The following is a 25,069-nucleotide window of genomic DNA, read 5'->3' as shown; positions in this document are numbered from 1 at the left end:
AATGAGATCAGGGGCGGCCCAAAGCCGCCCCTTCGTCGTTTCGGAGGGGTCGTTTCAGAGGGTCTCTTCGAACAGGGTCAGCAGACGCTTGAAGTGGCGCTCGGAACCGTCCTTGTCGTAGACGCTGTGGTCCGGCACCGCCCAGCCATGCGCCATGCCGACATAGTTTTCGACCGCATGATCGACGCCGCCGATGCGAAAAGCTTCCGCGAAGCGGGCTGACTGTTCCGGCGGAAAGCTGTTGTCGACGCCGGCAACGCCGACATAGACGCGGGCCTTGATCCTGTCCGCCAGCCTGTGCGGGCTGTCCTGCGCCTCGCTTGCGAGATTGCCGCCGTGGAAGCTTGCTGCCGCCTTGATGCGCTCCGGATAGTGGGCCGCTGCGGTGATCGCGCGTGCCCCGCCCATGCAGTAGCCGACCGTTCCGATCGCACCGGTGACACCTTCGGCTTCCAGCGCTTCGATGAAGGCGGCGCCGTCCTGCGCCGTCAGTGCCTGGGTGGCTGTCTGCATCATCGCCCTGATCCGGGTTTTGGTACTTTCCTCGCTGAAGGCGGTCCGGGCGATGAACGGGCCATATTCGCCGGAGCGGTAATAGAGGTCGGGAACGAGCACGGTGTAACCGGCATCGGCGATGCGCTGGCCCATCCAGTAGAGCGCTTCGCGAGGCCCGAAGGCATCCATGTAGAGGATGACGCCCTTGTCCGTTGCCGCGCCGTTCGCAGGCTTGATGACGGCGGCCTTGGCCGTGCCGTCCTTGGTCTTGATCTCAACGTCATGCTTCATGGAAATATCCTCTTGCGCTTCCGACCGGAGGCCGGCGAGCTCATGTCGGGCGCTGCCCCCGCTTCTCAATAATCAATTCCATGACCTCGACCAATGACAGAATTGTGAGGCCGGCCTTCGCGATTGCGGCTGGACCGGCCTTTCGCATTGCCGCATGTTTTCGCCGGGAATGAGCATGAACGCAGTTCTTTGGGATCAGCATGATGCTACGGGCTCTCGCACTCGGTCTTTCCGGCCTCCTTCTCTCCGCCTGGGCCGCGTTCGCTCAGGATGGCCTGCCCGTCAGCCAATGCCAGGCGATCGCCCAGAAGCTGCCCGGTGTCACCTTTGCGAGCTTCAATCCCTCGGGCCTGCAGTTCGCCCAGGCGAGGAGGAATCTGGCGCTGGCCGAGAGGGAAGAGGTGAAGATCACCTTTGTCGGCCATTCCACCTATTTCATCGAAACGCCTGAAGGGATCGGCATCGCCACCGACTATAGCGGCGCCTACCGGCCGTCGCGCCTGCCTGACGTCGCGACCATGAACAAGGCGCATTCCACCCATTTTACACTCAGCCCCGATTCCGGGATCAAGCATGTCCTGCATGGCTGGGGTGAGGTGCCGGGCGAAAAGATCCAGCACAAGCTGATGGTGGGGGACGTCTACATCCGCAATGTCATGTCGGATATCCGCAACTGGGGCGGCGGCATCGAGGAAAACGGCAATTCGATCTTCATCTTCGAGGTTGCGGGCCTGTGCATCGGCCATCTCGGCCATCTGCATTTCGAGCTGAACGAGGCCCAGTATACCGAGATCGGCCGCCTCGACATCCTGATGGTGCCGGTCGACGGCGGCCTGACGATGGGGGCGGACAGCATGAGTCGGGTGGTGCAACGGCTGCGCTCGTCGCTGATCCTGCCGATGCATCGCTGGGGGCCGCCGCTCGACAATTTCATCGCCATGTTCGATGCCAAATTCGACATCGCCTATGCGAAGGAACCGACGATCCGGGTGTCGATGCGCAGCCTGCCGAAAAAGCCGACGATACTGGTGCCACAGGGGCTGTAACCCCCGCGGCTTTTTCGCCGGGTGTTAATGGAATTGCGGGAAGGCGAGGTGCTGCTTGACGCCGACATCCGGCATCTTCTCGTCATGCAGGTTGGCCTTGGCGATTTCCCAGCCGAATTTCAGGGTGCTGTCGGTGGAGGCCCAGATTTCCGCGTCGTCGACCTTGAAAGCGAGCAGGGTCAGAAGCGGGTCTTCCTTGCCGTGCTCGTACCAGGCCGATGTCACTGCGCTCCAGTATTCATCGATCTTGGCGCGGTCGGGGCGTACTTCCAGCGTGCCCGAAAGGCAGGCGTGATAATCGTGGTTCTTGCCGACCACGCAGAAATGCGCGCGGCTGCCGGCCCGGATGGCCCGTACCAGATCCGTGTCTGACTTGGTGAAGAACCAGATGGTGCTCGACTTCGGATCGGCATTCGGCGCCATCGGCTGGAAATGCATGTGCGAACCCTCGATGCCCAGCATGCCGGCATGGATGTTGTTGATCTCGTCCCAGAGCTGACGTTCGGGCGCTTCGCGGGCTTCGGTAAGGCTTGCCATGGATTGTCTCCTTTGTTGTTCGTCTCGGTGAACAAACGGCAAGGCTTTGGCTTTGTTCCGGCCGATCGGGAGCAGGAAAGCCTCGCCTTACGCCGGAAATGCCCTTGAACGGCTCCGGCTTCGAAATTATAAGGCCTCATTCCAGAACAAGTTAAAGTGTCAGGGGTGCCATGGCTGGCCATTCACAGTTCAAAAACATCATGCACCGCAAGGGCAAGCAGGATTCGATCCGGTCGAAGATGTTTTCCAAGCTTGCGCGCGAAATCACCGTCGCCGCCAAGACGGGTCTGCCTGATCCGACCATGAACGCGGCGCTGCGCCTGGCGATCCAGAACGCCAAGGCGCAGTCGATGCCCAAGGACAATATCGACCGGGCGATCAAGAAGGCTGTCGGTTCGGACGCGGAGAACTACGATTCCGTCCGTTACGAAGGTTACGGCCCGGGCGGTACCGCCGTCATCGTCGAGGCGCTGACCGACAACCGCAACCGCACGGCGTCCAACGTCCGCTCGACCTTTACCAAGGCCGGCGGCGTGCTTGGTGAAACCGGCTCGGTTTCCTTCTCCTTCGACCACGTGGGCGAAATCACCTACAAGGCGAGCGTCGGCGATGCGGACAAGGTGATGGAAGCGGCGATCGAGGCCGGTGCCGACGACGTGACCACCGACGAGGACGGCCACACGATCATCTGCGCTTTCGAAAGCCTTGGCGAGGTGTCGAAGGCGCTCGAAGCGACACTCGGCCAGGCCGAGACGGTCAAGGTGATCTGGCGGCCGCAGAACACGATCGAGGTGGATGAGGAGAAGGCGCAGTCGCTGCTGAAGCTCATCGACAATCTCGAAGACGACGACGACGTACAGAGCGTCTATTCGAATTTCGAAGTCTCCGAAGAGGTCATGGCCAAGCTTTCGGCCTGACCATTCGCCACCGGACAGTTTTGAAGGCGGGCTGGCATGACCAGCCCGCCGTTGTTTCAGGCGCGAACTTTTTCCATCATCGGCAGCGTCGCGAACAATTCGACCGAGCGCAGTCGCGCATCGACATCGTGGATCGGCATCGAGATGATCAACTCGTCGGCGCCGGTTTCTCCCAGGAAATCCCTGAGCTTTGCCTCGACCGTCGCAACGGAGCCGACCGCTGCGTAACGCAGCGTGTGCTCGACATTCATCTTCTCCATCGGCGTCCAGAAACCTTCCATGCTGTCGACGGGCTTCGGGAACCGGGTGCGGACGTTCTTGCGCAGATTGACGAACTGCTGCTGCGACGAGGTGAAGGCGCGCTCAGCTTCGGCATCGGTCTCCGCCGCGACGCCCATGACGCCGACCATCATGTAGGGCTTGTCGAGTTGGAGCGACGGCTGGAAACGGTCGCGGTAGATCGAGATCGCTTCCATCAGCATGTCCGGGGCGAAATGCGAGGCAAACGCATAGGGCAGGCCGAGCGCCGCGGCGAGGTGGGCGCTGTAGACGCTCGATCCGAGCAGCCAGATCGGCACATGCGCGTCCATGCCGGGGACGGCGAGCAGGCCCTGGTCCTTTTCGGGCGTGCCCAGCAGGCGCTGCAGTTCGAGAATGTCGTGCGGAAAACTTTCGGCGCCGGCATCGAGATTGCGGCGGAGCGCGCTTGCGGTGCGCATGTCGGTTCCCGGCGCCCGGCCGAGGCCGAGGTCGACGCGGCCTGGCAGCAGCGCTTCCAGCGTGCCGAACTGTTCGGCGATGACGAGCGGCGAATGGTTGGGCAGCATGATGCCGCCGGAGCCGACGCGGATGGTCTTGGTGGCCGCGCCCACATGGCCGATGACGATCGCCGTTGCGGCACTGGCAATGCCCGGCATGCCGTGGTGCTCGGCAAGCCAGACGCGTTTGTAGCCCTGCTCCTCGGCCTTGATCGCCAGGCGGCGGGACTGGTCGAGCGCATCGCTCACGGAATAACCTTCACCGACGGGTGAAAGATCGAGAATGGAAAAGGGGATCATCGGCGCGTCCTGAAGGCGGAATAACTGACAGGGTGTTCCAGTTATCTAGGCAGCCTCGTCCAGGAATACGACCCTGCGGCCGACAGAAAAAGAAGCGCCGGAAAATTGCGCGCAGCGGAGCCCCCGATATCACGACTTGACCAGCCGCAGGTGCGAACCGGGTTTTGCGGGTTTGAGGCTCTCCGGTACGGCCACTCCTCCGGCGTGGAGGATCGTGACGGGCGTGAAGCGCCCTGCATGATGGTCGATCGCGGCGATATCGCGGTTCATGCGGCCGAGCTTTGCCGTCAGCGCATCCAGCGCACCGATCTGGTCGCGGCTCGCCCTAGCAAGCGTCGTCATCGTGGTCCTGACGGCTGCGACCGCTTCGATCTCCTGGCCCGAGCCTGCCGCGAGTGCCGCGACGTGACCGTGCAAGGCATCCGCATAGATCGTCATCGCATCCAATTCTCCGCCCGCCTTCTCGACAGACTTGCCGCCGAGTTCGGCCGCTTCGGCCGACCTTCGGGACAGGCCGGAGATTTCCTTGGCCGCCTCAGCGGCCCGCTCGGCAAGTCCGCGGATTTCCTCTGCCACGGTCTTGAAGTCGATCTCGGCCTCACCCGGATGGGCCGCCTCGAGGCCGGCATTGAGGGCGAGCATATTGGCCTGGAAGGCGATCTCCCGGATCGTTGCGGTGGCTGGCTCGATCCTGAGCGACTCGTTGCGGATCGCCTCCATCGCCGCCGTTGCGACTTGCATCATCTCCTTCGGCGGGCGCATGTCGAGCCGGGCATTGTTGGCGATTTCGGCCGCGTGCTGAGCCTCCATCTTTCGCACCCTCAGCATTTCGGCAAGCTTGCCGACATCCGCAGCTGTCTTGGCGATGGTTGCCGTCAGCCGGCCCCCGGCCTCGGCGGTTTTCGTCATTTCGTCGCGAGCCTCGGCGCAGTCCGTGTGGAGGCTGTGGGCGCAGCTGCCGATCATTCCGAGCACGTCTTCCAGGATCGTCAGGGCATGGTTGAAATCCGCACGCAGGCCCTCGTATCTGTCGGGGAACGGCATATCGATCCGCACGGTGAGATCGCCGACCGCCAGGCGCCGCAGGCCGCCGTCCAGCGCTTCGACCACTGTCCTCAGGTCGCGTGCCTCCTCTCCGGCGGCCTCGAGATCGCGCATGCGAGCTTGCTCCACCTCCGCCTCCTGCCGCTCGCGCGCTTCTTCTTCCTTGACGAGCCGGATGAGATGATTGCGGCAAAGCTGCTCCAGCGCCCGGGAGATCGAGCCGATTTCATCGGTGCGGGCCAGATGTTCGCGCGGCACCGCCGTCCTGCCGGCGGCGACCTCCGAGACGGTTCCGGCAATGGTCCGCAACGGATTGATAAGTGCACCGGCAAGGGAAATGGTGACGAGGGTCAGCGTTATCAGCGATGCGGCGATGCCCAGCATCTCGAACGGCGTCAGCTCCTCGGCGACATAAAAGAGGAGCCCCGCGAGAATCCCATTCTGCGCCAGCACGAGCCCGATCACCTTGACGGATAGGGAATGATGTCTGCCTATCATGGCTGCCTCCTCACATTGCGTCCAAGCCGCGATTTGCAACGCGCGAGGCGCAGGGGCGTTGCCGACCGGCGACCCGAAAGGGGGCAAACCTTCCCGACATGGTTAACCGAAGGTAAACGGTGCTGCATTCCCGTTTTCGGTTTGTTCACATTCTCATGGCACTGGTTGGGGCATCAGGATAGGGTATGGGCATGACAGGCACGATTCGCATCATCGGCATCGACCCGGGGCTTCGGCGCACCGGCTGGGGCATTATCGAGACGCTCGGCAACAGCCTGAAATTCGTCGCGTCGGGGACCGTGACCTCCGACGGCGACATGGATCTCGCCTCACGCCTCTGCCAGTTGCACGACGGGCTGGCGGAAGTGGTGCATGCCTACCAGCCGGACGAGGCGGCCGTCGAACAGACCTTCGTCAACAAGGACGCAGTCGCGACGCTGAAGCTCGGCCAGGCGAGGGGCGTCGTCATGCTGGTGCCGGCAAGGGCCGGGCTGCCGGTTGCCGAATATGCGCCGAACGCGGTCAAGAAATCGGTGATCGGCGTCGGCCACGGCGAAAAGCAGCAGATCCACATGATGCTGAAGATCCTGATGCCGAAGGCGGAGTTCAAGGGCAATGACGCTGCCGACGCGCTGGCAATCGCCATCTGCCACGCCCATAACCGCGGCGGCCAACGCATGCGCGCGGCACTCGCCGGCTAGTTTGTTCTTGACTTGTTCTGGGTTGGCCAGTAAGTAATACCTCAGAGGTATTACCATGCGCGTCACGGAAAAAGGCCAGGTTACGATCCCGAAAAATGTCCGCTCCAATCTGGGGATTGAACCGGGCAGCGAGGTGGAATTTGTTCTTCGCGAGGGTGAAGCCGTGCTTCGCCGTGTTGAGCCGTCTCGTGAGGAAGCCGAACGCAATGTTCGCGTGCTCATGGATCACCTCAGGCGGCATCAAGGGTCCATGTCTCTCGGCGATATGAGTGGCGAGGAATTTTATCGTCTTCTGAGAGACTGATCGCATGGCGACCCTTGTCGATACCAATGTCCTGATCGACGTGTTCCACACGCGGAGCGCCTTCACCGAATGGTCGACCGAACAATTGGCGGCTGCCCAGACAAACGGGCCGCTGCTGATCAATCCGTTGATTTATGCGGAAATGGCCGCCGGTTACGCGACGAGCGAGGAACTGGAATCGGCACTTGCGCCCAGTCTTTTCCGGCGGGAAGATCTCCCTTGGGAGGCGGCCTACGCGGCAGGCCACGCTTTCTTGCAATACCGCCGCCTGGGCGGGGACAAACGTTCGCCGCTCCCCGATTTCTACATTGGCGCCCATGCGATGGTCAAAGGCTACAGGCTGCTCAGCCGGGATGTAGCAAGGTACCGGACCTATTTTCCCTTGATTTCCATCATCTCCCCCGAAACCCATCCCTGACGGACATCTTTCATGATCGGCAAGCTCAAAGGCACTATCGACGAGATCGGCGACGACTATGTGCTCGTCGACGTTCACGGCGTCTGTTACGAGGTGTTCTGCTCGTCGCGGGTTCTGTCGAAGATGGGTTCGGTCGGCGAGGCGGTGGTGCTGTTCATCGAGACCTATGTGCGCGAGGACCAGTTCAAGCTTTTCGGCTTCCTGACGGCGCTGGAGCGGGAATGGTTCAACCTGCTGCAGAGCGTGCAGGGCGTCGGCGCCAAGGTGGCGCTCGCGGTGCTCTCGACGCTGACGCCTTCCGAGCTTGCCAATGCGATTGCCCTTCAGGACAAGACGACCGTCTCGCGTGCGCCCGGTGTCGGGCCGAAGGTCGCGGTGCGCATCGTCACCGAACTCAAGAACAAGGCGCCCGCCTTTGCCGGCGAGGCTTCGGGCAATATCGGCCTCAAGCAGGAGCTCGGCGAGGGGGTGGCCGCCGCACCGGTCGCCGATGCCGTTTCGGCGCTCACCAATCTCGGCTACTCGCGCGACCAGGCCGCGAATGCGGTTGCGGCGGCGCTCAAGAACGGCGGCGAGGGCGGCGACAGCGCCAGGCTTATCCGGCTGGGGCTGAAGGAGCTGGCGCGGTGATTTGCTGATTTGTCGGAAGTTTGATAAAATTTCCTTCGAATAGCGTTTTGTCGGAACAGGTGATGTATGTGGTGGGAAGTTACGCTTTCGCCGAAGGGCCAGGTGACCATTCCGAAGGAGATGCGCGAAGCTCTCAACCTTCAGCCCGGAGACCGTATGATTTACTCACTGGTCAATGGAGAGGTAGTCATCACGCCTAAGAACGTCAACTTCAACGACCTCGCGGGGCTCCTTGGAAAACCGCCGAAAGGGCGGGCGACGCTCGATGAGATCGATGCCGCTGTGCTGGAAGCCGCCGGTGCGAATGCGGTCGATACGCAGGATGATAAAGAAGCGGATGCGGCCGCATGACCGTTTTTGGGCTCGACACGAATGTCGTTCTGCGGCTTTTCATCGATGACGACCCGTCGCAGCGGGCAGCAGCGCTCAAATTTGGGGAAGGCCTTGGAAGAGGTTATTCCGCTTTTATCACCCTGATTGGTCTGCTTGAGCTTGATTGGGCCCTCAGGTCACAATACGGATTCAGCAGGAAGCACGTGACACTTGCCATAGACAGGCTGCTTCACACGAGAGGGCTTATGGTCGAGAACCATACGCTTGTCGTAAAGGCGCTTCGGCTTGTCGAGGCCAACAATGCAGACTTTGCCGATGCCGTCATCGCCTGCCGCTCGTTGGAGGAAGGCTGTGAATCGACAAAGACCTTCGATCAAAAGGCTGCACGCAAGGTGCCCGGAATGGAACTTCTCGCATGAGTGAACCCGCCCGCCTGATAACGCCGGAAAAGCGGGGCGAAGACCTGGATACGACGCTGCGTCCGCAGTCGCTGGACGAGTTCACCGGCCAGGCGGAGGCGCGCGCCAACCTGAAAGTGTTCATCGAGGCGGCGAAGAACCGCGGCGAGGCGCTGGATCACGTGCTGTTCGTCGGCCCGCCCGGCCTCGGCAAGACGACGCTGGCGCAGATCATGGCCAAGGAACTCGGCGTCAATTTCCGCTCGACATCCGGCCCGGTCATCGCCAAGGCGGGCGACCTTGCGGCCTTGCTCACCAATCTCGAAGAGCGCGACGTGCTCTTCATCGACGAAATCCACCGGCTCAATCCGGCGGTCGAGGAAATCCTCTATCCGGCGATGGAGGATTTCCAGCTCGACCTGATCATTGGCGAAGGCCCGTCGGCGCGGTCGGTGAAGATCGATCTGTCGAAATTCACGCTGGTTGCCGCCACCACCCGGGCCGGTCTGCTCACCACACCGCTGCGCGACCGGTTCGGCATTCCCATCCGGTTGTCCTTCTATACGGTCGATGAGCTGGAACTGATCGTCCGGCGCGGTGCGCGGCTGATGAGCCTTTCGATCACCGATGCAGGCGCCCGCGAGATCGCCCGCCGCGCCCGTGGCACGCCGCGCATCGCCGGGCGGCTCTTGCGACGGGTGCGCGATTTCGCCGAGGTAGCGAAGGCCGAAGCGGTGACGAAGGAGATCGCCGACGAGGCGCTGACCCGCCTTCTGGTCGACAATATGGGTCTCGACCAGCTCGACAAACGCTACCTCAACATGATCGCCGTCAATTTCGGTGGCGGACCGGTCGGCATCGAAACGATCGCCGCAGGTCTGTCGGAACCGCGCGATGCGATCGAGGACATCATCGAACCCTACATGATCCAGCAGGGTTTCATCCAGCGCACGCCCCGGGGCCGCGTTTTGACCGCAAACGCGTGGAAACATCTGGGAATGCAGCCGCCGAAGGATCTCGAGGCAGCGCAATTCCGGATGAATCTCGAGGATGAATGAGTGCTCACAAGGCGGACTTTGCTCAAGGCCTTTGCCGGAGGCGTTGCGACCCTGTTCGCTCTGGCCGCCTATCCCTTCGTGGAGGTGATGGCACGGCCGCGGCTGACGCAATATGCCGTCACGCCCAGGCGATGGACGCCGGGATTGAAGCTGCGCATCATCGTCCTGGCGGATATCCACGCCTGCGAGCCCTGGATGAGCCTCGACCGGATCGGGTCGATCTGTTCGGCGGCCAATGCGCTGAACGGGGATGTCATCCTGCTGCTCGGCGATTATGTGTCGGGAATGAACCTGCTGACCGAGCATATCCCGTCGGCGGATTGGTCGCGGGTATTCTCGGTGCTGAAGGCGCCGCTTGGCGTTCATGCAGTGCTCGGCAATCATGACCATTGGGAGGATCTTCGTTTCCAGAGAGATCCCCTCGCCGAGAATATCGCGGCGGCCGCACTGAGGGCCGTTGGAATACCGACCTACATCAACGAGGCCGTCAGGCTGGAGAAAGACGGGCAATCGTTCTGGCTGGCGGGCCTCGGCGACCAGATGGCTCTGCGTCCCGGCAAAGACTTCAAGCGGACGAGGATGAATGGCATCGACGATCTTCCGGGAACGCTCGCGCAAATTGACGACGACTCGCCGGTGCTGCTCATGGCACATGAGCCGGACATATTTCCGCAGGTGGGCGAGAGGGTCAGTCTGACGCTTTCGGGTCATACCCATGGCGGTCAGATCAATATTCTGGGCTGGCGGCCCGCCGCTGCATCGCAGGGCTCGCGGCGTTATCCGGCCGGACATTATCGTGAGGGGGAGCGTGATCTCATCGTGTCCCGGGGCCTCGGCTGCTCCATCCTGCCGGTGAGAGTGGGCTCGAGGCCGGAAATCGTCGTGATCGAACTGGGGTAAACCGCATGGCGCGCACTCGCATCCGTATCAAGACCAAGAGCAAGCGCATCTTTCAGATGCGGATTGCCGGGCTTGGGTTCCGCGATGGTTACGTGCTGGTGCATCGCGCCGTGGACGAGGCATTCTGGACGTTTCCGGGCGGGCGGGCCGAGATTGGCGAGACCTCGGAAGAGACGCTGAGACGCGAGATGGTCGAGGAAATCGGGGTCGAGGTGACGGTCGGGCGGCTGCTCTGGTCGGTCGAGAATTTCTTCCACTACGAAGACCGCGACTGGCATGAGCTCGGTTATTATTATTTGATGGACATCCCGGAGACGTTTCCGTTTCATCCGACCGATATCGTCCACCGGATAAAGGACGAACACGATCTGGAATTCAAATGGGTGCCGGCGACGACCGCGGCGCTGAGGGCGCTCGACATCCCGCCCTACTTCATCGCCGAGGAGATCGAGAACTTGCCGGTCAGTCCGCGCCACCTCGTCTGGCGCGACGGCGATCTCGACCTGAAGTCCTAGCCTTGGACCCGCATCGCCTCGATGACGGCGCGCAGGCCTGCCGACATGTTGCGGCGGCTCGGGTAATAGAGGTAGAGCCAGTCCTCCGGCGGGCACCAGGCGTCCAGGCATTGGATGAGCCGGCCGTCGCGGATGTCGCGCTCGGCACGGTTTTCCCAGACATAGGCGAGCGCCGTGCCGGAGCGGGCGACCTCGACCATCAGTTCATGATCGTCGAGCGCCACCGGTCCGTTCGGATGGAAGGTCACGGTTTCTCCGTCGCGGGAGAATTCCCAGGGATAACGGGTGCCGCTCGGATAGGTGTTTTCGATACAGACGTGGGTTTCCAGCTCCTGCGGCGTCTGAGGGATTTTCCGGTCCCTGAAATAGGCGGGCGAACCGACCACGACGAGGCGCAGGCGCGGCTTGATCCTGACCGCGATCATGCCCTGGTGCAGGCTTTCGCCGAGCCGGATGCCGGCATCGAACCCTTCCTCGACGATATCGACCAGCCGGTCGGTGGCGACGACTTCGAGCTTCAGATGCGGATTGTCGCGAATGAGCGGCCCAAGCGCCTGGCCGAGCACCGCCGGCGCGATCGAGTTCGGCACGTTGATCCGCACCTTGCCGAAGGGCGTATCGCGGAACTGGTTGAGCGCGTCGAGCGCTGTGCCGATATCGCCGAAGGCGGGCGAAAGCTGCGCGTGCAGCATGGCGCCGGCATCGGTCAAAGAGACGCTGCGGGTGGTGCGGTGGAGCAGGCGGACGCCGGTCCGCTCTTCGAGATTGCTGACCGCGTGGCTGATGGCCGAAGCCGTGACGTAGCGCTCCTCCGCTGCGCGGCGAAAACTCAGGTGGCGGGCTACGGCTTCGAAGGCGGCGAGTTCGGAAAGATCTGTGGCGCGCATTGCTGAACTGAGCTCAACATTGATGAGAGAACTATCAGTCTAATCGAAGAAATGCGCTTGCGCCATTCTCTCCTCGTCACCGCCCCAGGCAATTCCGCCGGCGGTCAAAAAGAGGAGAATTTCCAATGGCCGACTTCATCCTTCCGCCCAAGAATACCGCATCCGCCTTTGCCGCCATGCGCGGTCATCACGTGGCCATTCGGGTCACCGATTTCGAGATCGCCAAGCGCTGGTATGTCGAAAAGCTCGATTTCCGCGTCATCCATGAATGGCCGTTTGCCGACGAGCAGCTCGCCTATCTGGCGCCTGCCAATGACGATCACTTCATGGTGGAGATCCTGGGCGGCGGCGATCCGCTGCCGATCGACCCGCCGGCCTATACCGATCTGGGCGACAGCCTGCGTTACTCCGGCTACCACCATTTCTGCATCAACGTCACGGATATCGAAGCGACCGTTGCAGAGCTGCGCGCCCGCGGCGTCAATATTGTCACCGAGCCCTTCAAACTCGACGACATCAGCCGCAAGCTCGCCTTTTTCGCCGATCCTTTTGGCAACCTCATTGAATTGGCGGAAGTCGTCGCCTGACGGCTCTCGGTTAGGGAGCATCGGACGGGTGCTCCCTAACAGCCCGCATTCCGATTGGAACATCTGCGCATCGCTTGCCGTTTCTCCCCCGAAAGGAGAACGCCATGCAGAAGATCGAGATCGGAAACGAGGTCGCGTGGACCTGGGGGCGATCCGAGGCCAACGGCAAGGTCGCCGAGAAATTCACCAGCGACGTGGAGCGCAAGATCAAGGGCAAGACGATCAAGCGCAAAGCGGATGCCGATGAACCCGCGTTTCTCATCCGCCAGAAAGACGGCGACCGGGTTCTCAAGAGCGAGTCCGAGCTGAGGAAGACCCATGGATAGCGAAATCCCCGATCACGTCCCGCCTACCGAAGTGGCGCAGGCCGCTGAAAAAGGCTTGAAGCTCCGTTCCCAGCACCGCCGCGGCGGCACGATGGTGGGGGTAGCGCGAGCCCGGGACCTCAAGAACCGCAAGTCGATCTCGGAAAAGACGGTGCGGCGGATGGTGAGCTATTTTTCCCGCCACAAGGCGGACAAGCGTGCCGAGAATTTCGGCGACGACGACAATCCGTCCACCGGTTACATAGCCTGGCTGCTCTGGGGTGGCGACGCCGGCCAAAAATGGGCCGAGGAGCACAAGAAGGCGATCGAAAAGGCAAAGAACGAGGCGAAGCTGCGTCGCTTCACGCAGTCGCACTGAGAGCGGCTGCAAGATCCGCGATCGTCTGCCGCAAGAGCGGTGCGCCGCCCGGCTGCCAGCCGAGCGCCCTCAGTTTGTCCGTCGACATGACGTTGACGGCGCCGCGGTCTGCCGGCGGCGGCAGGTTGTGATGGGTGACCGACAGGTGGCCGAGGATTTCGCAGGTATCGGTCAGAATGTCCGAGGCATTGAACACCTGGCCGGCGATCTTGCCGGTCTCGGTTTCCAGCATGAGGCGAACGGCGGCGGCGACATCGCGGCCGTGCGTCTCCGTTCCCGCACGCGACGGAACAGGCCGACCCGCCAGGTAATCCGAAAAGAGAGCGTCCCATTTATTGGGGCGCAGATTGCCGTAGACGCCGGTGAGCCGCAGAGACGAGGTGGCAAAGGCGGGGGCCGAAAGCTCTGCCAGTGCTCCCTCGGCCCAGAGTTTGATCTCGCCGTAGAGCCCGTCCGGCTTCAAGGGCAGGTCTTCGTCAAGCACCGTTCCGGCGGGTTGCCCGTCATAGACGGCCCTGCTCGAGAGGAAGACCGCCCGGCGGGTGCCGGCCGTCCTGGCGGTCTCGAACAGCTTGACGGTGCCGTCGAGGTTCAGCCGTCGGAAGCGATCGGGATCATCGCCTTCGCCGCCGCGGTATTTTCCGGGCAAATGGTGGAAGGCCGCATGGACGAAGAAATAGGCATCGTCAAAAGCTTCGATCTGGTCGATGGCGGGATCGAGCGAAAGGGGCGCGAACTCGACGGGTTTGGAAAAGAAGCCAGGCGCCGGCGGGCTGCGCCCTCCGACAATCACCTGATATCCCGCATCGACGAGGCCTTCGACGATGTAGCGGCCGACCAGGCCCGTTCCGCCCGATATCAGCACCTTCATGGCATCTCTCCCGGCTTCGGCAGGGAGGAGAGGGCGGGGATCTCGCGGCCCTCGTAAAACGCCTGCCAGAGCTCGATCAGCGGCCGCAGCCGGTCGGCTTTCGGATGATCCGTCTCCCACGGCTTCTCATACTGGTAGTGCAGCACGCCGATGCTTTCCCAGCTCCAGAGATCCGGCATGTTGAACCAGACATATTGCAGCATGTTCATGAAGACCGGCAGGCCGTGCCAATCCGGAAAGAACGTCTCCAGAAAAGTCTGGTCTGTGCGCCGCCAGAAGGCGTCCGGCGGGTCGAGCGCCGCGAGCATCCTGTCGAATGTCTCGGCGGAAGGTTTGGCGACGAAGACGCCGGAGTTCAGGCGGTGAAAGTCCGAGAGGTTTTCATAAACGTTGGGGGCGGCGGAGAATTCCGGATAGGAAAACAGCTTGTCGATCGGCCTCAGCACCAACGCATCGGCATCGATGAAGATGCAGGTCTCGTATTCGGTGAGCTGCCAGAGCCTGAGCTTGCAGAAATTGTCGAGCGGCGTGTGGAAATCCGGCTTGCGGCCTTTTGTGAAGGGAGCGGCGCCATGCAGTTTTTTTCGCGCATGCCGCTGGTTGAAGGCGTCGGAAAGGGGCAGATGCTCCACCTCGACCAGGCGGCAGCCGAGGGCCTCGAGCGGGGCGAGGGCGGGGCGTTCGACGCCGCCGGTATGGAGGACGACGATATCGGCCTCAGTACCGGTGCGGCGGATGGAGCGCGCCAGCGCGGTTGCGCCCATCGCGTAGTCGGCATTGGTGACCAGGGTGACGAAGGCGTTGGTCATGAGATGCGGTGCCTCACGACACCGACTTCAGCCGCACACCCTCCGGGTCATGTTCCACCTTCGCGGCGATGTCCCTCGTCCAGGCGGAGACGGCCGGAACGCGTGATCTGTCAACGCGGTAGGCGTATTTCTTCGCGACGTCGACGATCTCGCCGAGCAGTCCTTCGCCGAGCGTCGTCGGTTCGAGACCGAGGCCGAGGAATTTTTCGTTCTTCACCACCAGCTCGTTTTCCGGCGCTTCCTTGCGCGGGTTGGGCAGCCAGGCGATCCTCGAACCGGTCATTTTCGAAATCATCTCGGCAAGATCGCGCACCCGGTGGGTCTCGGTCATCTGGTTGAAGATCTCGACGCGGCTGCTGCGGGCGGGCGGGTTGTTCAGGGCGATCTCGATACAGCGGACCGAATCCTGGATGTGGATGAAGGCGCGGGTCTGGCCGCCGGTGCCGTGGACGGTGAGCGGATAACCGATGGCCGCCTGGATGAGAAAACGATTCAAGACCGTCCCGTAATCCCCGTCATAGTCGAATCTATTGATCAATTGCGGGTGGCGGCGGGTCTGTTCGGTATGGGTGCCCCAGACGATGCCCTGGTGCAGGTCGGTGATCCGCAATCCGTCGTTCTTCGCGTAGAACTGGAAGAGCTGCTGATCGAGGCACTTGGTCATGTGGTAGATCGAGCCGGGATTGCTCGGATAGAGGATTTCCTGGGAGACGGTGCGGCCGTCGGCGGTTTCGATGCCGACCGGGAGGTAGCCTTCCGGGATCGCCGCGCCGACCGTCGAATAGCCGTAGACGCCCATCGTGCCGAGATGCACGAGATGCGCGTCGAGATCGAGTTCGACCATTGCATTCAAGAGGTTGTGGGTGGCGTTTACATTGTTGCTGACGGTGTAGTTCTTGTGCCGGTCGCTCTTCATCGAATAGGGCGCGGCGCGCTGTTCGGCGAAGTGGATGATGGCGTCAGGGCGGTGCTTTGAAAGCCAGCCCTTCAGGAGCTCGTAGTCCTTGGCGAGATCGATCAGGTGGAAATGGATGCGGCGGCCGGTTTCGGCATGCCAGATGCGGGTGCGTTCCTGGATGCTGTCCATCGGCGTCAGCGACTGGACGCCAAGCTCCGTATCGATCCAGCGGCGGGAGAGGTTGTCGAGGATATGGATCTCGTGGCCGGCGTCGGACAGGTGAAGCGATGTCGGCCAGCCGACGAAACCGTCGCCGCCCAGGACTGCAATCTTCATGGGTTACTCTCCGCTGGTTTTCGACTTATTTCCTGATAGGGAGGATATGTGACAGGACGTCAAAACTGGGGCGGCATTGCGCGCATATCCAGTGGAGAGCTAGGAATTTCCAAGGCAAGGCCATGAAGGAATACAATTTTTTGTTATCGGGCGAGTTGATGGAAGGCGGCCATCGGCTGGCTCAGCGCGTCTATTATGAAGACACGGATTTTTCCGGCCTCGTCTACCACGCCCGTTATCTGCATTTCCTGGAGCGCGGCCGCACCGACTATCTGCGCTGCCTCGGCTGTGAGCAGAGCGCGCTGCTTTCCGCCGACGAGGAGGGGCTGGTCTTCGTCGTCCACCGGATGGAGATCGACTTCAAGCAGCCGGCCCGCATGGACGACATCCTGATCATCCAGACGGTGACGGAAAAAGCGGGCGGCGCCAAGATGGTGCTCAACCAGGAGATCCGTCGCGGCGAAACACTGCTGATCGCCGCAAAAGTGGTGATCGCGGTCATCAACAGGCACGGGCGTCCGCGCCGGCTGCCGGAGAGCGTGGCGGAAAAGTTTCTCGGGCGCGGGGTCGAGCAGGTGGATGCGGTTTAAGGCGGAACCTACATGCCGCCGCAGGCATGCTGCGAATCGGCCATCGCCCAGCTCTGCCCGGTGCGGGCGTTGGTGACGAAATACTCGCGACCCCGGTCGTCGCCCGGCGGGCAGCGTTTGGGGATGGAAATCAGGCACATGGTCACCTTGTCGCCGGGCTTCGAGGCGATCAGCGCCTCTTCGCGGCTGTAGGAGACCTGGTAGCCGTCATTGGCGTATTCGATGCCGGTGCCGGCATTGTAGTCCTCGTCCTTGATCGGATCCTCGCCGACGCGCGGATGGACACCGGTCACGTTCGTCACCGTGCACTGGCCGATCTTCATGGGCAATGTCGGGGAGGGCTTGGCCCGCCCGCCCGCGATCGTGCTGGCGGTGATGTCGGCCGGAATGCTCTTGGCGCCGCCGAGCTCTCCAAGGATCGCAACATAGGTGCTCAGAACGCAGGATCGGTCGGAGCCGCAGGCTGACCGGTCGCTGGTGAAGTCGCGCATAACCTGGCGGGTCTCCGCCCTTTTCTCCCGTTCGGCCTTTTCCTGGACCCGCGGAAGCAGAGTGTCGAGCGCTGAAAGGAGGGGATCGTTGCAGACTACCAGTTCATCAGGCGAGGGGACGCCCTTGCAGTCGAACGAGGCGGCATGGGCCGGCACCGCGATCAACATCGTCAAGGCTATCATCACTGCGCGCCACATGGTGTGCCCCCGGGAATCCGATTCTCACAGTGTCATAACCCGTGAATGAGAAAAAACTAAGTTGGAAGTTGCCGGCTTTCCTTGTTCCAACTTCAAGTGATCTGGGAACTCGCCATTGCAAGGCCCGTCTAAACCTTTCGTTAACGATAATGGTGTCTTACTGAGACATGAGGAATTTGTGCAACGCACGCCTTCCTTTGACCAAAATTGAAAGCGAGAAGCCAAGCTTGAAGCTCAGGGTATCTTGGGGTTAGGGCTAAGCGCTTCCGGCGATCAAAGACATACTCGCGAGAGCGCGCTTTTGAACCGCCCGGTCCTTAAAGCCGGGCGTTTGGATTCGGGGATAGTAGATGGAACAGGTAGGTTTGGCGGCAGCGGCGAGCGAAGTGAGCCTCTGGTCGCTGTTCATGCAGGCCGGTCTGGTCGTCAAGCTGGTGATGATAGGTCTCATCGGCGCATCGATCTGGACCTGGGCGATCGTGATCGACAAATATGTCAGCTTCGGCAAGGCCAAGCGCCAGTTCGACCAGTTCGAGCAGGTGTTCTGGTCCGGGCAGTCGCTGGAAGAACTTTACCGTACCCTGTCGGAGCGGACGAACACCGGCCTTGCGGCGATTTTCGTCGCCGCCATGCGCGAGTGGAAAAAGAGCTTCGAGCGCGGTGCCCGTTCGCCGATCGGTCTGCAGATGCGTATCGACCGGGCGATGGACGTGACCATGTCGCGTGAAGCGGAAACCTATGAGGCCCGCCTCGGTTCGCTGGCGACGATCGGCTCGGCCGGTCCGTTCATCGGTCTGTTCGGCACCGTCGTCGGCATCATGACCTCGTTCCAGGCGATTGCCGGGTCGAAGTCCACCAACCTTGCGGTCGTTGCGCCGGGTATTGCAGAAGCGCTGCTCGCCACCGCGATCGGCCTGGTCGCCGCCATTCCGGCGGTCATCGCCTACAACAAGTTCACCGGCGATGCCGGCAAGCTCTCTGGCCGCATGGAAGGTTTCGCGGACGAATTTTCCGCCATCCTGTCGCGCCAGATCGACGAGAAGCTGCAGCCGCGCCAGGCGGCGCAGTAAAAAGCCTCTCGGGCTCAAGGAGTAACGTCTCATGGGTATGTCGGCCGGAGGAGCAAAATCGGGTGGCGGTCGTCGCAGGCGCGGCGGTCGTCGCGGCGGTGCGATCAGCGAAATCAACGTGACGCCGCTCGTTGACGTCATGCTCGTGCTGCTCATTATCTTCATGGTAGCGGCACCGATGATGACCGTCGGCGTGCCGATCGACCTGCCGGAAACGCAGGCGAAGGCGATGAACGCCGACACCCAGCCGATCACCGTCTCGGTCAATCCGAAGGGCGAAATCTACCTGCAGGAAACGCCGATCGGCCTCGACGAGATCGTGCCGAAGCTTCAGGCGATCGCCACCACAGGCTATAACGAACGTATCTATGTGCGCGGCGATACGACCGCGGCCTACGGCGTCGTCATGAAGGTCATGGCCCGCATTTCTTCTGCCGGGTACAAGAATATCGGCCTCGTGACCCTGCAGGAACAGGAGAAGTGATCGCGGCGCCATGAAGGTCAGTCTCGGCACATCGCTGGTCCTACACTCGCTGGTACTCGGCTTGGCGCTCGTTTCGCTGAGCGCGCCCGCGACTTTCGACGTGGCCGAAGTGGATGCACTTCCGGTCGACATCGTCTCCGTGGAATCGATCACCCAGACCCAGCAGGGTGACAAGAAGGCGCCTGCCAGCCAGAAGCCTTCGCCCAAGGAAACCAAGAACCAGAAGATCGTCGAGAACGCCCAGAACGCCGGCGAGAACGACGTCGACCTGAAGACACCTCCGACGCCGACCACCAAGCCGCAGCCGACCGAAACCACGGCGGCTCCGAAGCCGGTGGAACGGCCGACGCCTACCCCGACGCCGGAACAGAACCAGGTCAAGGATATCGTCAAGGAAGAGACGGCTCCGAAGCCCACCGAGATGGCCGCTCTGCCGCAGCCCAAGCCCGAAATCACGCCACCGAAGCCGGAGGCGACCCCGCCGAAGCCCGAACCTACGCCGCCGAAGCCGGAGGCCGCCAAGCCGACGGCCGTGCCGCTGCAGAGCGAAAACACGTCCGAGACGGGCGAACTGCCGCAAGCGGTTCCGACGCCCGCCTCCAGGCCGCAGCCGCCGAAACCCGAACCGCCGAAGGAGCAGGCCAAGCCCGTTGAAAAGCCGGCCGAGGCGAAGCCGGATACGGCCAAGGCAGCCGAGGCGGCCAAGACCGACAACAAGGCGACCGCATCCGTCAAGCCGTCCGACAAGAAGGAAGGCAAGCAGCAGGAAACCGCCAAGTCGTCGTCTTCCATGCAGAGCGATTTCAACGCCGACCAGATAGCAGCCCTGCTGAACAAGCAGGAGGCATCCGGTGGCGGTGCCAAGCGTTCCACCCAGGTGGCCGCCCGCGGCGATACCAAGACCATCGGCGTCGGCCTGAGCTCCAGCGAGATCGACAACGTCAAGGGACAGATCCAGGGCAACTGGGCGCTCGTCGGCGGTTTGACCGGCGTCTCGGAAGTGCGTGTGAAGATCAGGGTGCAGCTCGATCAGTCCGGCAATATCGTCGGCGATCCGGAGGTGACGGCGACCGGCGGTCCGGAAGGAACCCGGCGTGCGGTCGAAGGCAGCACGCGCCGCGCCCTCATGAAATCCGCTCCGCTCAAGAATTTGCCGGTCGAAAAATACCAGGGCGAAAAGGGCTGGAATGTTTTGGTGCTGAACTTCGATCCGTCGGAGTTCGCATTGTGAGCCGGCAGGTATGGAACCGATGCAGAAACAGATGAAACGGAACCTGCCCCGAAACTCTCGTATTAAGCTGAAAGGCTTGTTTCAATGATCAAGAGTTCTTTTTTTCGCGCCGTGATGGTGGCCGCGGGGATGTTGACGGCATTGATGGCCGCGACCCCGGCCAACGCTGTCGTCGAGATCAACATCAACAAGGGCAATATTCAGCCGCTGCCGATCGCGGTGACGGATTTCCTGTCGAACAACGATCTCGGTGCCCAGATTTCCCAGGTGATCGCCGCAGACCTGCAGCGCTCCGGCCTTTTCGCGCCGATCAACAAGAGCGCCTTCATCGAAAAGATCGCCGATCCCAACAAGGCGCCGCGCTTCGAGGACTGGAAGGTCATCAATGCGCAGGCGCTGGTGACGGGTCGGATTACCCGCGAAGGCGATGGGCGCCTGCGTGCCGAGTTCCGCCTGTGGGATACGTTTGCCGGCAGCCAGATGACCGGCCAGCAGTTCTTTACCCAGCCGGAGAACTGGCGCCGCGTCGCGCATATCATCGCCGATGCGATCTACAAGCAGATCACCGGCGAGAACGGCTATTTCGACACCCGCGTCGTGTTCGTCTCCGAAAGCGGGCCGAAGACCGCTCGCCAGCGCCAGCTGGCGATCATGGACCAGGACGGCTTCAACGTCCGCATGCTGACCAACACCAAGGATATCGTGCTGACGCCGCGCTTCTCGCCGAGCCGGCAGGAAGTCACCTACATGTCGTTCGAGGGCAACCAGCCGCGGGTCTACCTGCTGCAGCTGGAGACCGGACAGCGCGAAGTGGTCGGCAATTTTCCGGGCATGACGTTTTCGCCGCGGTTCTCTCCGGATGGCCAGAAGGTGATCATGAGTCTGCAGCAGGAAGGCAATTCCAACATCTATACGATGGACCTGCGCTCGCGCACCACGACGCGGCTCACCTCGACGGCGGCGATCGACACCTCGCCTTCCTATGCGCCGGATGGCGGACGCATCGCCTTCGAGAGCGACCGCGGCGGCCGTCCGCAGATCTACGTGATGAACGCGGACGGCTCCGGCCAGACCCGCATCTCCTTCGGCGACGGTTCCTATTCGACGCCTGTCTGGTCGCCGCGCGGCGATCTGATCGCCTTCACCAAGCAGTCGGGCGGCAAGTTCTCGATCGGCGTCATGAAGCCGGACGGCTCGGGCGAGCGCATCCTGACCAGCGGCTTCCACAATGAAGGCCCGACCTGGGCGCCGAACGGCCGCGTGCTGATGTTCTTCCGCCAGAATGCCGGCGCCGGTGGTCCGCAGCTCTATTCCATCGACCTGACCGGCTATAACGAACTCCAGGTCAAGACGCCGTCCTACGGTTCGGACCCGGCCTGGTCGCCGCTGCTCGAATAGGCGATTGAGGCAAAAGAGGCGGATTTACGCCTCTTTCCCGCCCCAATCTGCTGAAATTGAACGAAAAGTGACACCGGGAATATTTTGTTAACCATAAGAATTTGATCATGGTTAACCGAACCCGGTTAGAATCTGGAAACTCTGAAATACTGATCAAGGAGAGACCGGCCATGAGCCGCATCGATACTTCGGCGATGAGCCGCATGCAGATCCTCGCCCGCAATCCTGCCGTCATCGCGCTGACGCTGGCACTTGCGCTCGCCGGCTGCGCCAACAAGAAGAACCTGCCGAACAATGCCGGTGAGCTCGGCCTCAACGGCGCCGGCGCCGCAACGCCCGGCTCGACCCAGGACTTCACCGTCAATGTCGGCGACCGCATCTTCTTCGATACCGATAGCACTTCGATCCGTGCCGACGCTCAGCAGACGCTCGACCGTCAGGCCCAGTGGCTGGCTCGCTATCCGAACTACGCGATCACCGTCGAAGGCCATGCCGACGAACGCGGCACACGCGAGTACAATCTCGCGCTCGGTGCCCGCCGCGCTGCCGCCACCAAGGAATATCTCGCCTCGCGCGGCGTTCCGGCGAATCGCTTGAAGACCATCTCCTACGGCAAGGAACGCCCGGTTGCCGTCTGCGACGACATCTCCTGCTGGTCGCAGAACCGTCGCGCGGTCACCGTTCTCGGCGGCGCTGGTATGTGATCCGAGCCACAGGCTCGATATAAAAGGCGGTCTTCGGGCCGCCTTTTTGTTTTTTCCATAGTTTAGCCCTGTTTTCCGGGATTTTTGACTTGGAGCTCGGTTGCTTTTTGCCGGGAGTTGGAAAAATCTCCTCTCGCGCCAATCCGGCGCAGACTAAAGAGCAGGACGGACAAAGATGAAGAAACTTGTCTTGGCAGCAATGCTGGGGCTGATGGCGACGAGCGCCCCGGCCGGGGCTTTGTCGCTGCCGAAACTCTTCCAGGGCAGCAATCAGCCTGCTGCAGAACAGCCGCGGGAAACCACTCCGCCCCCGGTCATTCTGGCGCAGAGCAATGATGCCGTCCGTATCCAGCAGCTCCAGGAAGAGGTTCGGCAGTTGAACGGCCGGATCGAGGAAATGAGTTTTCAGCTGCTGCAGATGCAGGAGCAGCTGCGCAAGACGCAGGAAGACAACGAATTCCGCTTCCAGGACCTGGAAAAGAAGAAGCGCACCGAAGTGGACGACGCGGCCGGGAAACCGGCCGTGGCGTCCAACCGCGCTCCCGCCGCCCAGCCCCCGTTGCCGCAGGCGACCGCTCCCGCCCAGTCCTCCGACGATGTGGCACGGATCATCGAATCGCCGTCCGGTCAGGGTGCCGGCGGGGCAACCGCACCCGGCCGCGCGCCGCCTCCGACGACGCTCGGTTCGATGGATCTCGACCAGAACGGCAATCCGCGCGGCGCAAGCCGCAACGACCGTGCCAACAATGCCGCCGGGCTTCCGGGCGTCGAGGCCGGCCCGCAGGTTTCGCCCAGGACGCCTCCCGCACCGACGAGCAGAACCGACTCGCAGCAGACAGCATCGCTCGGCAGCGAGAACGATGCCTATCAGACCGCCTACAACCATGTGCTGGCCGGCGACTATCCGCTCGCCGAGAAGGAATTTAACGGTTACCTGACGGCCTATCCAAAGGGCGCCAAGGTGGCGGATGCGAGCTTCTGGCTCGGCGAATCGCAGTATTCCCAGGGAAAATACAACGACGCCGCCAAGACCTTCCTCAACGCGCACCAGACCTACGGCAAGTCGCCCAAGGCGCCTGAAATGCTGCTGAAGCTCGGCATGTCGCTTGCCGCACTCGACAATACCGACACGGCCTGCGCAACCCTCAAGGAAGTCAGTCGCCGTTATCCGAGCGCGCCCAAGGCCGTGCTCGCCAAGGTGGGCAGCGAACAGAAGCGCCTGGCCTGCTGATCCTCCCGTGACCGCGGGACCGAAAATCCTGTCGCCCGAACAGGCAGCCGAACGGCTGATTGCCGATCTCGCCAGACCAGCGCGCCTTCTCGTGGCGATTTCCGGCGGCAGCGATTCCTGCGGGCTTCTGGTCGCCCTTTCGAAATCCAATCTCCCCGGCTCCGGCCTGTCGCTTTTCGCGACGACGATTGATCATGGGCTGAGACCCGGATCGGCGGACGAGGCGCGTGCCGTGGCAGCCCTTTGCGGCCGGCTCGGCATTCCGCATTTCATCCGCCGGTGGGAGGGCGAGAAGCCGCGGACCGGCATTTCCGCGGCGGCCCGCGAGGCGCGCTACCGGCTGCTGCTCGAGGTCGCCGACGAGGTCGACGCGACGGCAATCGTTACCGGCCACACGCTCGACGACCAGGCCGAAACGATTGCCATGCGCGCTGCCCGGGGCGAGGGCGATGCAAATTCCGGGCTTGCCGGCATGGCCCGGGCGGTGCTCCTCGATCGCCGCCGCTGGCTGCTGCGGCCGTTCCTTGAGACCCGCCGGTCCGATGTCCGTGACTTCCTGACCAGGGAAGGGCAGGGCTGGATCGACGATCCCAGCAATCTCGATCCGCATTACGAGCGGGTGCGGGTCCGCGGACGGCTGGCGCAGGAGGATCGGTTCGACGCAGCCGCCCAGGCCATGGCCGCTGAGCGACGGACGGCGCTTTCCGATGCGGCGGCGCGGCTTGTGCGGGAGCATGTGACGATCCGCCAGGGCGTGCTGGCGCATCTTGCCCCAGCGGGCCTGCAGGGGGACGAGGCCGTGCGGGGTCACGCACTGTCATTGCTCGCCGCGGTGCTCGGGGGAGGGAGCATGCGCTCGGCAGCGACAGCATGAACCGGATCATGGCCTTTCTCGGCGGCGGCCAGCCGGGCCGCATCACGGCCGGCCGGGTGATCTTCGACCGGCGCCGCGACGGGCTTTATCTCGTCCGCGAAAACCGCGGCATACTGCCGCTGCACGTAGCCCCCGGCGATACGGCAATCTGGGACGGTCGCTGCCGGATCACCAACCGGGATTCTGCCGACATCATCGTCGGCTCGACTGCGCCGGATCGCGACGAAGCCTTGGCGCTGTTTCCCGACGTGCCGCCCGCAATCGCCATGCGCGCCGTGGCAGCGATGCCTTTCATCGAATCCAATGCCCTCCTTTCGACGGAGGATCGCGAAAACAAAGGGGTGGCCGAACGAAGTATCGTCCAGCCTCTCCTTGCGCCTTTCGACCGTTTTTTGCCGCAGTTCGAGCTTACTCTTGGCATTCAGTTCGCGGTTTTGCTCGGATGCGACGTTTTCCCCCGGCTACCAGTTAAGGATTCCTCGCGGAAAAGGTAGGCGGCGGCTCCGGTTCGCCTTGGCAAGGACTTGCCGCAACCCTATGTTATGCGGCAAGCAAGGCGGCCGCCTCAAGAAGCTGGCCGTCG

At 62.4% G+C, this 25,069-nt stretch carries 32 protein-coding genes; 23 read left to right on the top strand and 9 right to left on the bottom strand.

Annotation, left to right across the window (positions count from 1 at the left end; genetic code table 11):
- Positions 1–54: 54 nt before the first annotated feature.
- Entirely contained in the window at positions 55–786 is a 732-nt protein-coding gene (locus LZK81_RS16120) for a dienelactone hydrolase family protein (protein ID WP_233953909.1), read from the bottom strand.
- Positions 787–986: 200 nt separating this feature from the next.
- Here LZK81_RS16120 and LZK81_RS16115 point away from each other — a divergent pair, with 200 nt between their 5' ends.
- A complete protein-coding gene (locus tag LZK81_RS16115) occupies positions 987–1,832 on the top strand; it encodes an MBL fold metallo-hydrolase (protein ID WP_233953908.1) in 846 nt (281 codons plus the stop codon).
- A 24-nt stretch (positions 1,833–1,856) separates the two neighbouring features.
- On the opposite strand, the gene LZK81_RS16110 is transcribed toward LZK81_RS16115, so the two are convergent.
- Complete coding sequence (locus LZK81_RS16110) at positions 1,857–2,369, bottom strand: pyridoxamine 5'-phosphate oxidase family protein (protein ID WP_046625145.1); 513 nt, start codon at positions 2,367–2,369, stop codon at positions 1,857–1,859.
- Between the two features lie 170 nt (positions 2,370–2,539).
- On the opposite strand from LZK81_RS16110, the gene LZK81_RS16105 reads away from it, so the two are divergent.
- Positions 2,540–3,286 carry a YebC/PmpR family DNA-binding transcriptional regulator gene (locus LZK81_RS16105; protein ID WP_046625146.1) on the top strand — a complete coding sequence of 249 codons (747 nt, stop codon included), beginning with the start codon at positions 2,540–2,542 and terminating at the stop codon, positions 3,284–3,286.
- Positions 3,287–3,342: 56 nt separating this feature from the next.
- Here LZK81_RS16105 and LZK81_RS16100 read toward each other — a convergent pair whose 3' ends face one another.
- Complete coding sequence (locus LZK81_RS16100; RefSeq protein WP_046625147.1) at positions 3,343–4,344, bottom strand: LLM class flavin-dependent oxidoreductase; 1,002 nt, start codon at positions 4,342–4,344, stop codon at positions 3,343–3,345.
- A 129-nt stretch (positions 4,345–4,473) separates the two neighbouring features.
- A complete protein-coding gene (locus tag LZK81_RS16095) occupies positions 4,474–5,886 on the bottom strand; it encodes a methyl-accepting chemotaxis protein (protein WP_233953907.1) in 1,413 nt (470 codons plus the stop codon).
- A gap of 191 nt (positions 5,887–6,077) precedes the next feature.
- On the opposite strand from LZK81_RS16095, the gene ruvC reads away from it, so the two are divergent.
- From ruvC to LZK81_RS16050, 9 genes are all read left to right on the top strand, one after another.
- A complete protein-coding gene (ruvC, locus tag LZK81_RS16090; RefSeq protein ID WP_037078104.1) occupies positions 6,078–6,587 on the top strand; it encodes a crossover junction endodeoxyribonuclease RuvC in 510 nt (169 codons plus the stop codon).
- Positions 6,588–6,642: 55 nt separating this feature from the next.
- On the top strand, positions 6,643–6,891 hold the full coding sequence (locus LZK81_RS16085; protein WP_046610108.1) for an AbrB/MazE/SpoVT family DNA-binding domain-containing protein: 249 nt from the start codon (positions 6,643–6,645) through the stop codon (positions 6,889–6,891).
- Positions 6,892–6,895: 4 nt separating this feature from the next.
- Complete coding sequence (locus LZK81_RS16080) at positions 6,896–7,309, top strand: type II toxin-antitoxin system VapC family toxin (RefSeq protein WP_046610107.1); 414 nt, start codon at positions 6,896–6,898, stop codon at positions 7,307–7,309.
- Between the two features lie 12 nt (positions 7,310–7,321).
- Positions 7,322–7,939 carry a Holliday junction branch migration protein RuvA gene (gene ruvA, locus LZK81_RS16075; RefSeq protein WP_038589322.1) on the top strand — a complete coding sequence of 206 codons (618 nt, stop codon included), beginning with the start codon at positions 7,322–7,324 and terminating at the stop codon, positions 7,937–7,939.
- A gap of 102 nt (positions 7,940–8,041) precedes the next feature.
- Positions 8,042–8,290 carry an AbrB/MazE/SpoVT family DNA-binding domain-containing protein gene (locus LZK81_RS16070; protein ID WP_233953906.1) on the top strand — a complete coding sequence of 83 codons (249 nt, stop codon included), beginning with the start codon at positions 8,042–8,044 and terminating at the stop codon, positions 8,288–8,290.
- On the top strand, positions 8,287–8,691 hold the full coding sequence (locus LZK81_RS16065) for a PIN domain-containing protein (RefSeq protein WP_046607826.1): 405 nt from the start codon (positions 8,287–8,289) through the stop codon (positions 8,689–8,691). The genes LZK81_RS16070 and LZK81_RS16065 overlap by 4 nt, the downstream gene beginning before the upstream one ends.
- Positions 8,688–9,728: a Holliday junction branch migration DNA helicase RuvB gene (gene ruvB, locus LZK81_RS16060; protein WP_046625150.1), complete on the top strand. Its 1,041-nt coding sequence runs from the start codon at positions 8,688–8,690 to the stop codon at positions 9,726–9,728. Before LZK81_RS16065 ends, ruvB begins: the two co-directional genes overlap by 4 nt.
- The gene (locus tag LZK81_RS16055) at positions 9,729–10,628 is read left to right on the top strand and encodes a metallophosphoesterase (RefSeq protein WP_233953905.1); all 900 of its coding nucleotides are present in this window, start codon (positions 9,729–9,731) and stop codon (positions 10,626–10,628) included.
- Positions 10,629–10,633: 5 nt separating this feature from the next.
- Positions 10,634–11,143, top strand: a complete 510-nt coding sequence (locus tag LZK81_RS16050; protein ID WP_233953904.1) for an NUDIX hydrolase — start codon at positions 10,634–10,636, stop codon at positions 11,141–11,143.
- Here the strand turns inward: LZK81_RS16050 and LZK81_RS16045 are convergent.
- Positions 11,140–12,030: a LysR substrate-binding domain-containing protein gene (locus LZK81_RS16045; protein ID WP_233953903.1), complete on the bottom strand. Its 891-nt coding sequence runs from the start codon at positions 12,028–12,030 to the stop codon at positions 11,140–11,142. The genes LZK81_RS16050 and LZK81_RS16045 overlap by 4 nt on opposite strands.
- A gap of 125 nt (positions 12,031–12,155) precedes the next feature.
- On the opposite strand from LZK81_RS16045, the gene LZK81_RS16040 reads away from it, so the two are divergent.
- From LZK81_RS16040 to LZK81_RS16030, 3 genes are all read left to right on the top strand, one after another.
- On the top strand, positions 12,156–12,617 hold the full coding sequence (locus tag LZK81_RS16040; RefSeq protein WP_046607821.1) for a VOC family protein: 462 nt from the start codon (positions 12,156–12,158) through the stop codon (positions 12,615–12,617).
- A 104-nt stretch (positions 12,618–12,721) separates the two neighbouring features.
- Complete coding sequence (locus LZK81_RS16035) at positions 12,722–12,943, top strand: DUF2945 domain-containing protein (RefSeq protein WP_046607820.1); 222 nt, start codon at positions 12,722–12,724, stop codon at positions 12,941–12,943.
- Positions 12,936–13,301, top strand: coding sequence for a hypothetical protein (locus LZK81_RS16030; protein WP_233953902.1), 366 nt, complete (start codon positions 12,936–12,938; stop codon positions 13,299–13,301). Before LZK81_RS16035 ends, LZK81_RS16030 begins: the two co-directional genes overlap by 8 nt.
- Here the strand turns inward: LZK81_RS16030 and LZK81_RS16025 are convergent.
- From LZK81_RS16025 to LZK81_RS16015, 3 genes are read right to left on the bottom strand one after another with little or no spacing between them, the layout of a single operon-like run.
- The gene (locus LZK81_RS16025; RefSeq protein WP_233953901.1) at positions 13,285–14,172 is read right to left on the bottom strand and encodes an NAD-dependent epimerase/dehydratase family protein; all 888 of its coding nucleotides are present in this window, start codon (positions 14,170–14,172) and stop codon (positions 13,285–13,287) included. The genes LZK81_RS16030 and LZK81_RS16025 overlap by 17 nt on opposite strands.
- Positions 14,169–14,981 (bottom strand): glycosyltransferase, encoded by an 813-nt coding sequence (locus LZK81_RS16020; RefSeq protein ID WP_233953900.1) that lies wholly within the window; start codon positions 14,979–14,981, stop codon positions 14,169–14,171. Before LZK81_RS16020 ends, LZK81_RS16025 begins: the two co-directional genes overlap by 4 nt.
- A 13-nt stretch (positions 14,982–14,994) precedes the next feature.
- The gene (locus LZK81_RS16015) at positions 14,995–16,215 is read right to left on the bottom strand and encodes an NAD-dependent epimerase/dehydratase family protein (protein ID WP_046603571.1); all 1,221 of its coding nucleotides are present in this window, start codon (positions 16,213–16,215) and stop codon (positions 14,995–14,997) included.
- 122 nt (positions 16,216–16,337) lie between these two features.
- Here LZK81_RS16015 and ybgC point away from each other — a divergent pair, with 122 nt between their 5' ends.
- Positions 16,338–16,805 (top strand): tol-pal system-associated acyl-CoA thioesterase, encoded by a 468-nt coding sequence (gene ybgC, locus LZK81_RS16010; RefSeq protein WP_046603572.1) that lies wholly within the window; start codon positions 16,338–16,340, stop codon positions 16,803–16,805.
- A gap of 8 nt (positions 16,806–16,813) precedes the next feature.
- Here the strand turns inward: ybgC and LZK81_RS16005 are convergent, their stop codons facing one another.
- A complete protein-coding gene (locus tag LZK81_RS16005) occupies positions 16,814–17,479 on the bottom strand; it encodes a lysozyme inhibitor LprI family protein (RefSeq protein WP_233953899.1) in 666 nt (221 codons plus the stop codon).
- A 365-nt stretch (positions 17,480–17,844) separates the two neighbouring features.
- On the opposite strand from LZK81_RS16005, the gene tolQ reads away from it, so the two are divergent.
- The 8 genes from tolQ (at position 17,845) to LZK81_RS15965 (ending at position 24,980) form a co-directional block, all read left to right on the top strand.
- On the top strand, positions 17,845–18,564 hold the full coding sequence (gene tolQ, locus LZK81_RS16000) for a protein TolQ (RefSeq protein ID WP_046603573.1): 720 nt from the start codon (positions 17,845–17,847) through the stop codon (positions 18,562–18,564).
- Between the two features lie 31 nt (positions 18,565–18,595).
- Entirely contained in the window at positions 18,596–19,048 is a 453-nt protein-coding gene (gene tolR / locus LZK81_RS15995) for a protein TolR (protein WP_046603574.1), read from the top strand.
- Positions 19,049–19,058: 10 nt separating this feature from the next.
- Positions 19,059–20,279, top strand: a complete 1,221-nt coding sequence (locus LZK81_RS15990) for a hypothetical protein (protein WP_233953898.1) — start codon at positions 19,059–19,061, stop codon at positions 20,277–20,279.
- A gap of 84 nt (positions 20,280–20,363) precedes the next feature.
- A complete protein-coding gene (gene tolB / locus LZK81_RS15985) occupies positions 20,364–21,677 on the top strand; it encodes a Tol-Pal system beta propeller repeat protein TolB (RefSeq protein WP_038544862.1) in 1,314 nt (437 codons plus the stop codon).
- A 170-nt stretch (positions 21,678–21,847) separates the two neighbouring features.
- Positions 21,848–22,381: a peptidoglycan-associated lipoprotein Pal gene (gene pal, locus LZK81_RS15980; protein WP_046603576.1), complete on the top strand. Its 534-nt coding sequence runs from the start codon at positions 21,848–21,850 to the stop codon at positions 22,379–22,381.
- Between the two features lie 175 nt (positions 22,382–22,556).
- Positions 22,557–23,612: a tol-pal system protein YbgF gene (gene ybgF / locus LZK81_RS15975; protein ID WP_233953897.1), complete on the top strand. Its 1,056-nt coding sequence runs from the start codon at positions 22,557–22,559 to the stop codon at positions 23,610–23,612.
- Positions 23,613–23,619: 7 nt separating this feature from the next.
- Complete coding sequence (gene tilS, locus LZK81_RS15970) at positions 23,620–24,486, top strand: tRNA lysidine(34) synthetase TilS (protein WP_233953896.1); 867 nt, start codon at positions 23,620–23,622, stop codon at positions 24,484–24,486.
- Positions 24,483–24,980, top strand: a complete 498-nt coding sequence (locus LZK81_RS15965; protein WP_233953895.1) for a hypothetical protein — start codon at positions 24,483–24,485, stop codon at positions 24,978–24,980. The genes tilS and LZK81_RS15965 overlap by 4 nt, the downstream gene beginning before the upstream one ends.
- Positions 24,981–25,069: the final 89 nt, after the last annotated feature.

The organism is Neorhizobium galegae (genome assembly GCF_021391675.1).
Lineage (GTDB): Bacteria > Pseudomonadota > Alphaproteobacteria > Rhizobiales > Rhizobiaceae > Neorhizobium > Neorhizobium galegae_B.
Note: the sequence above shows the minus strand (reverse complement) of the source record. Positions and strands in the feature narration are given on the sequence as shown.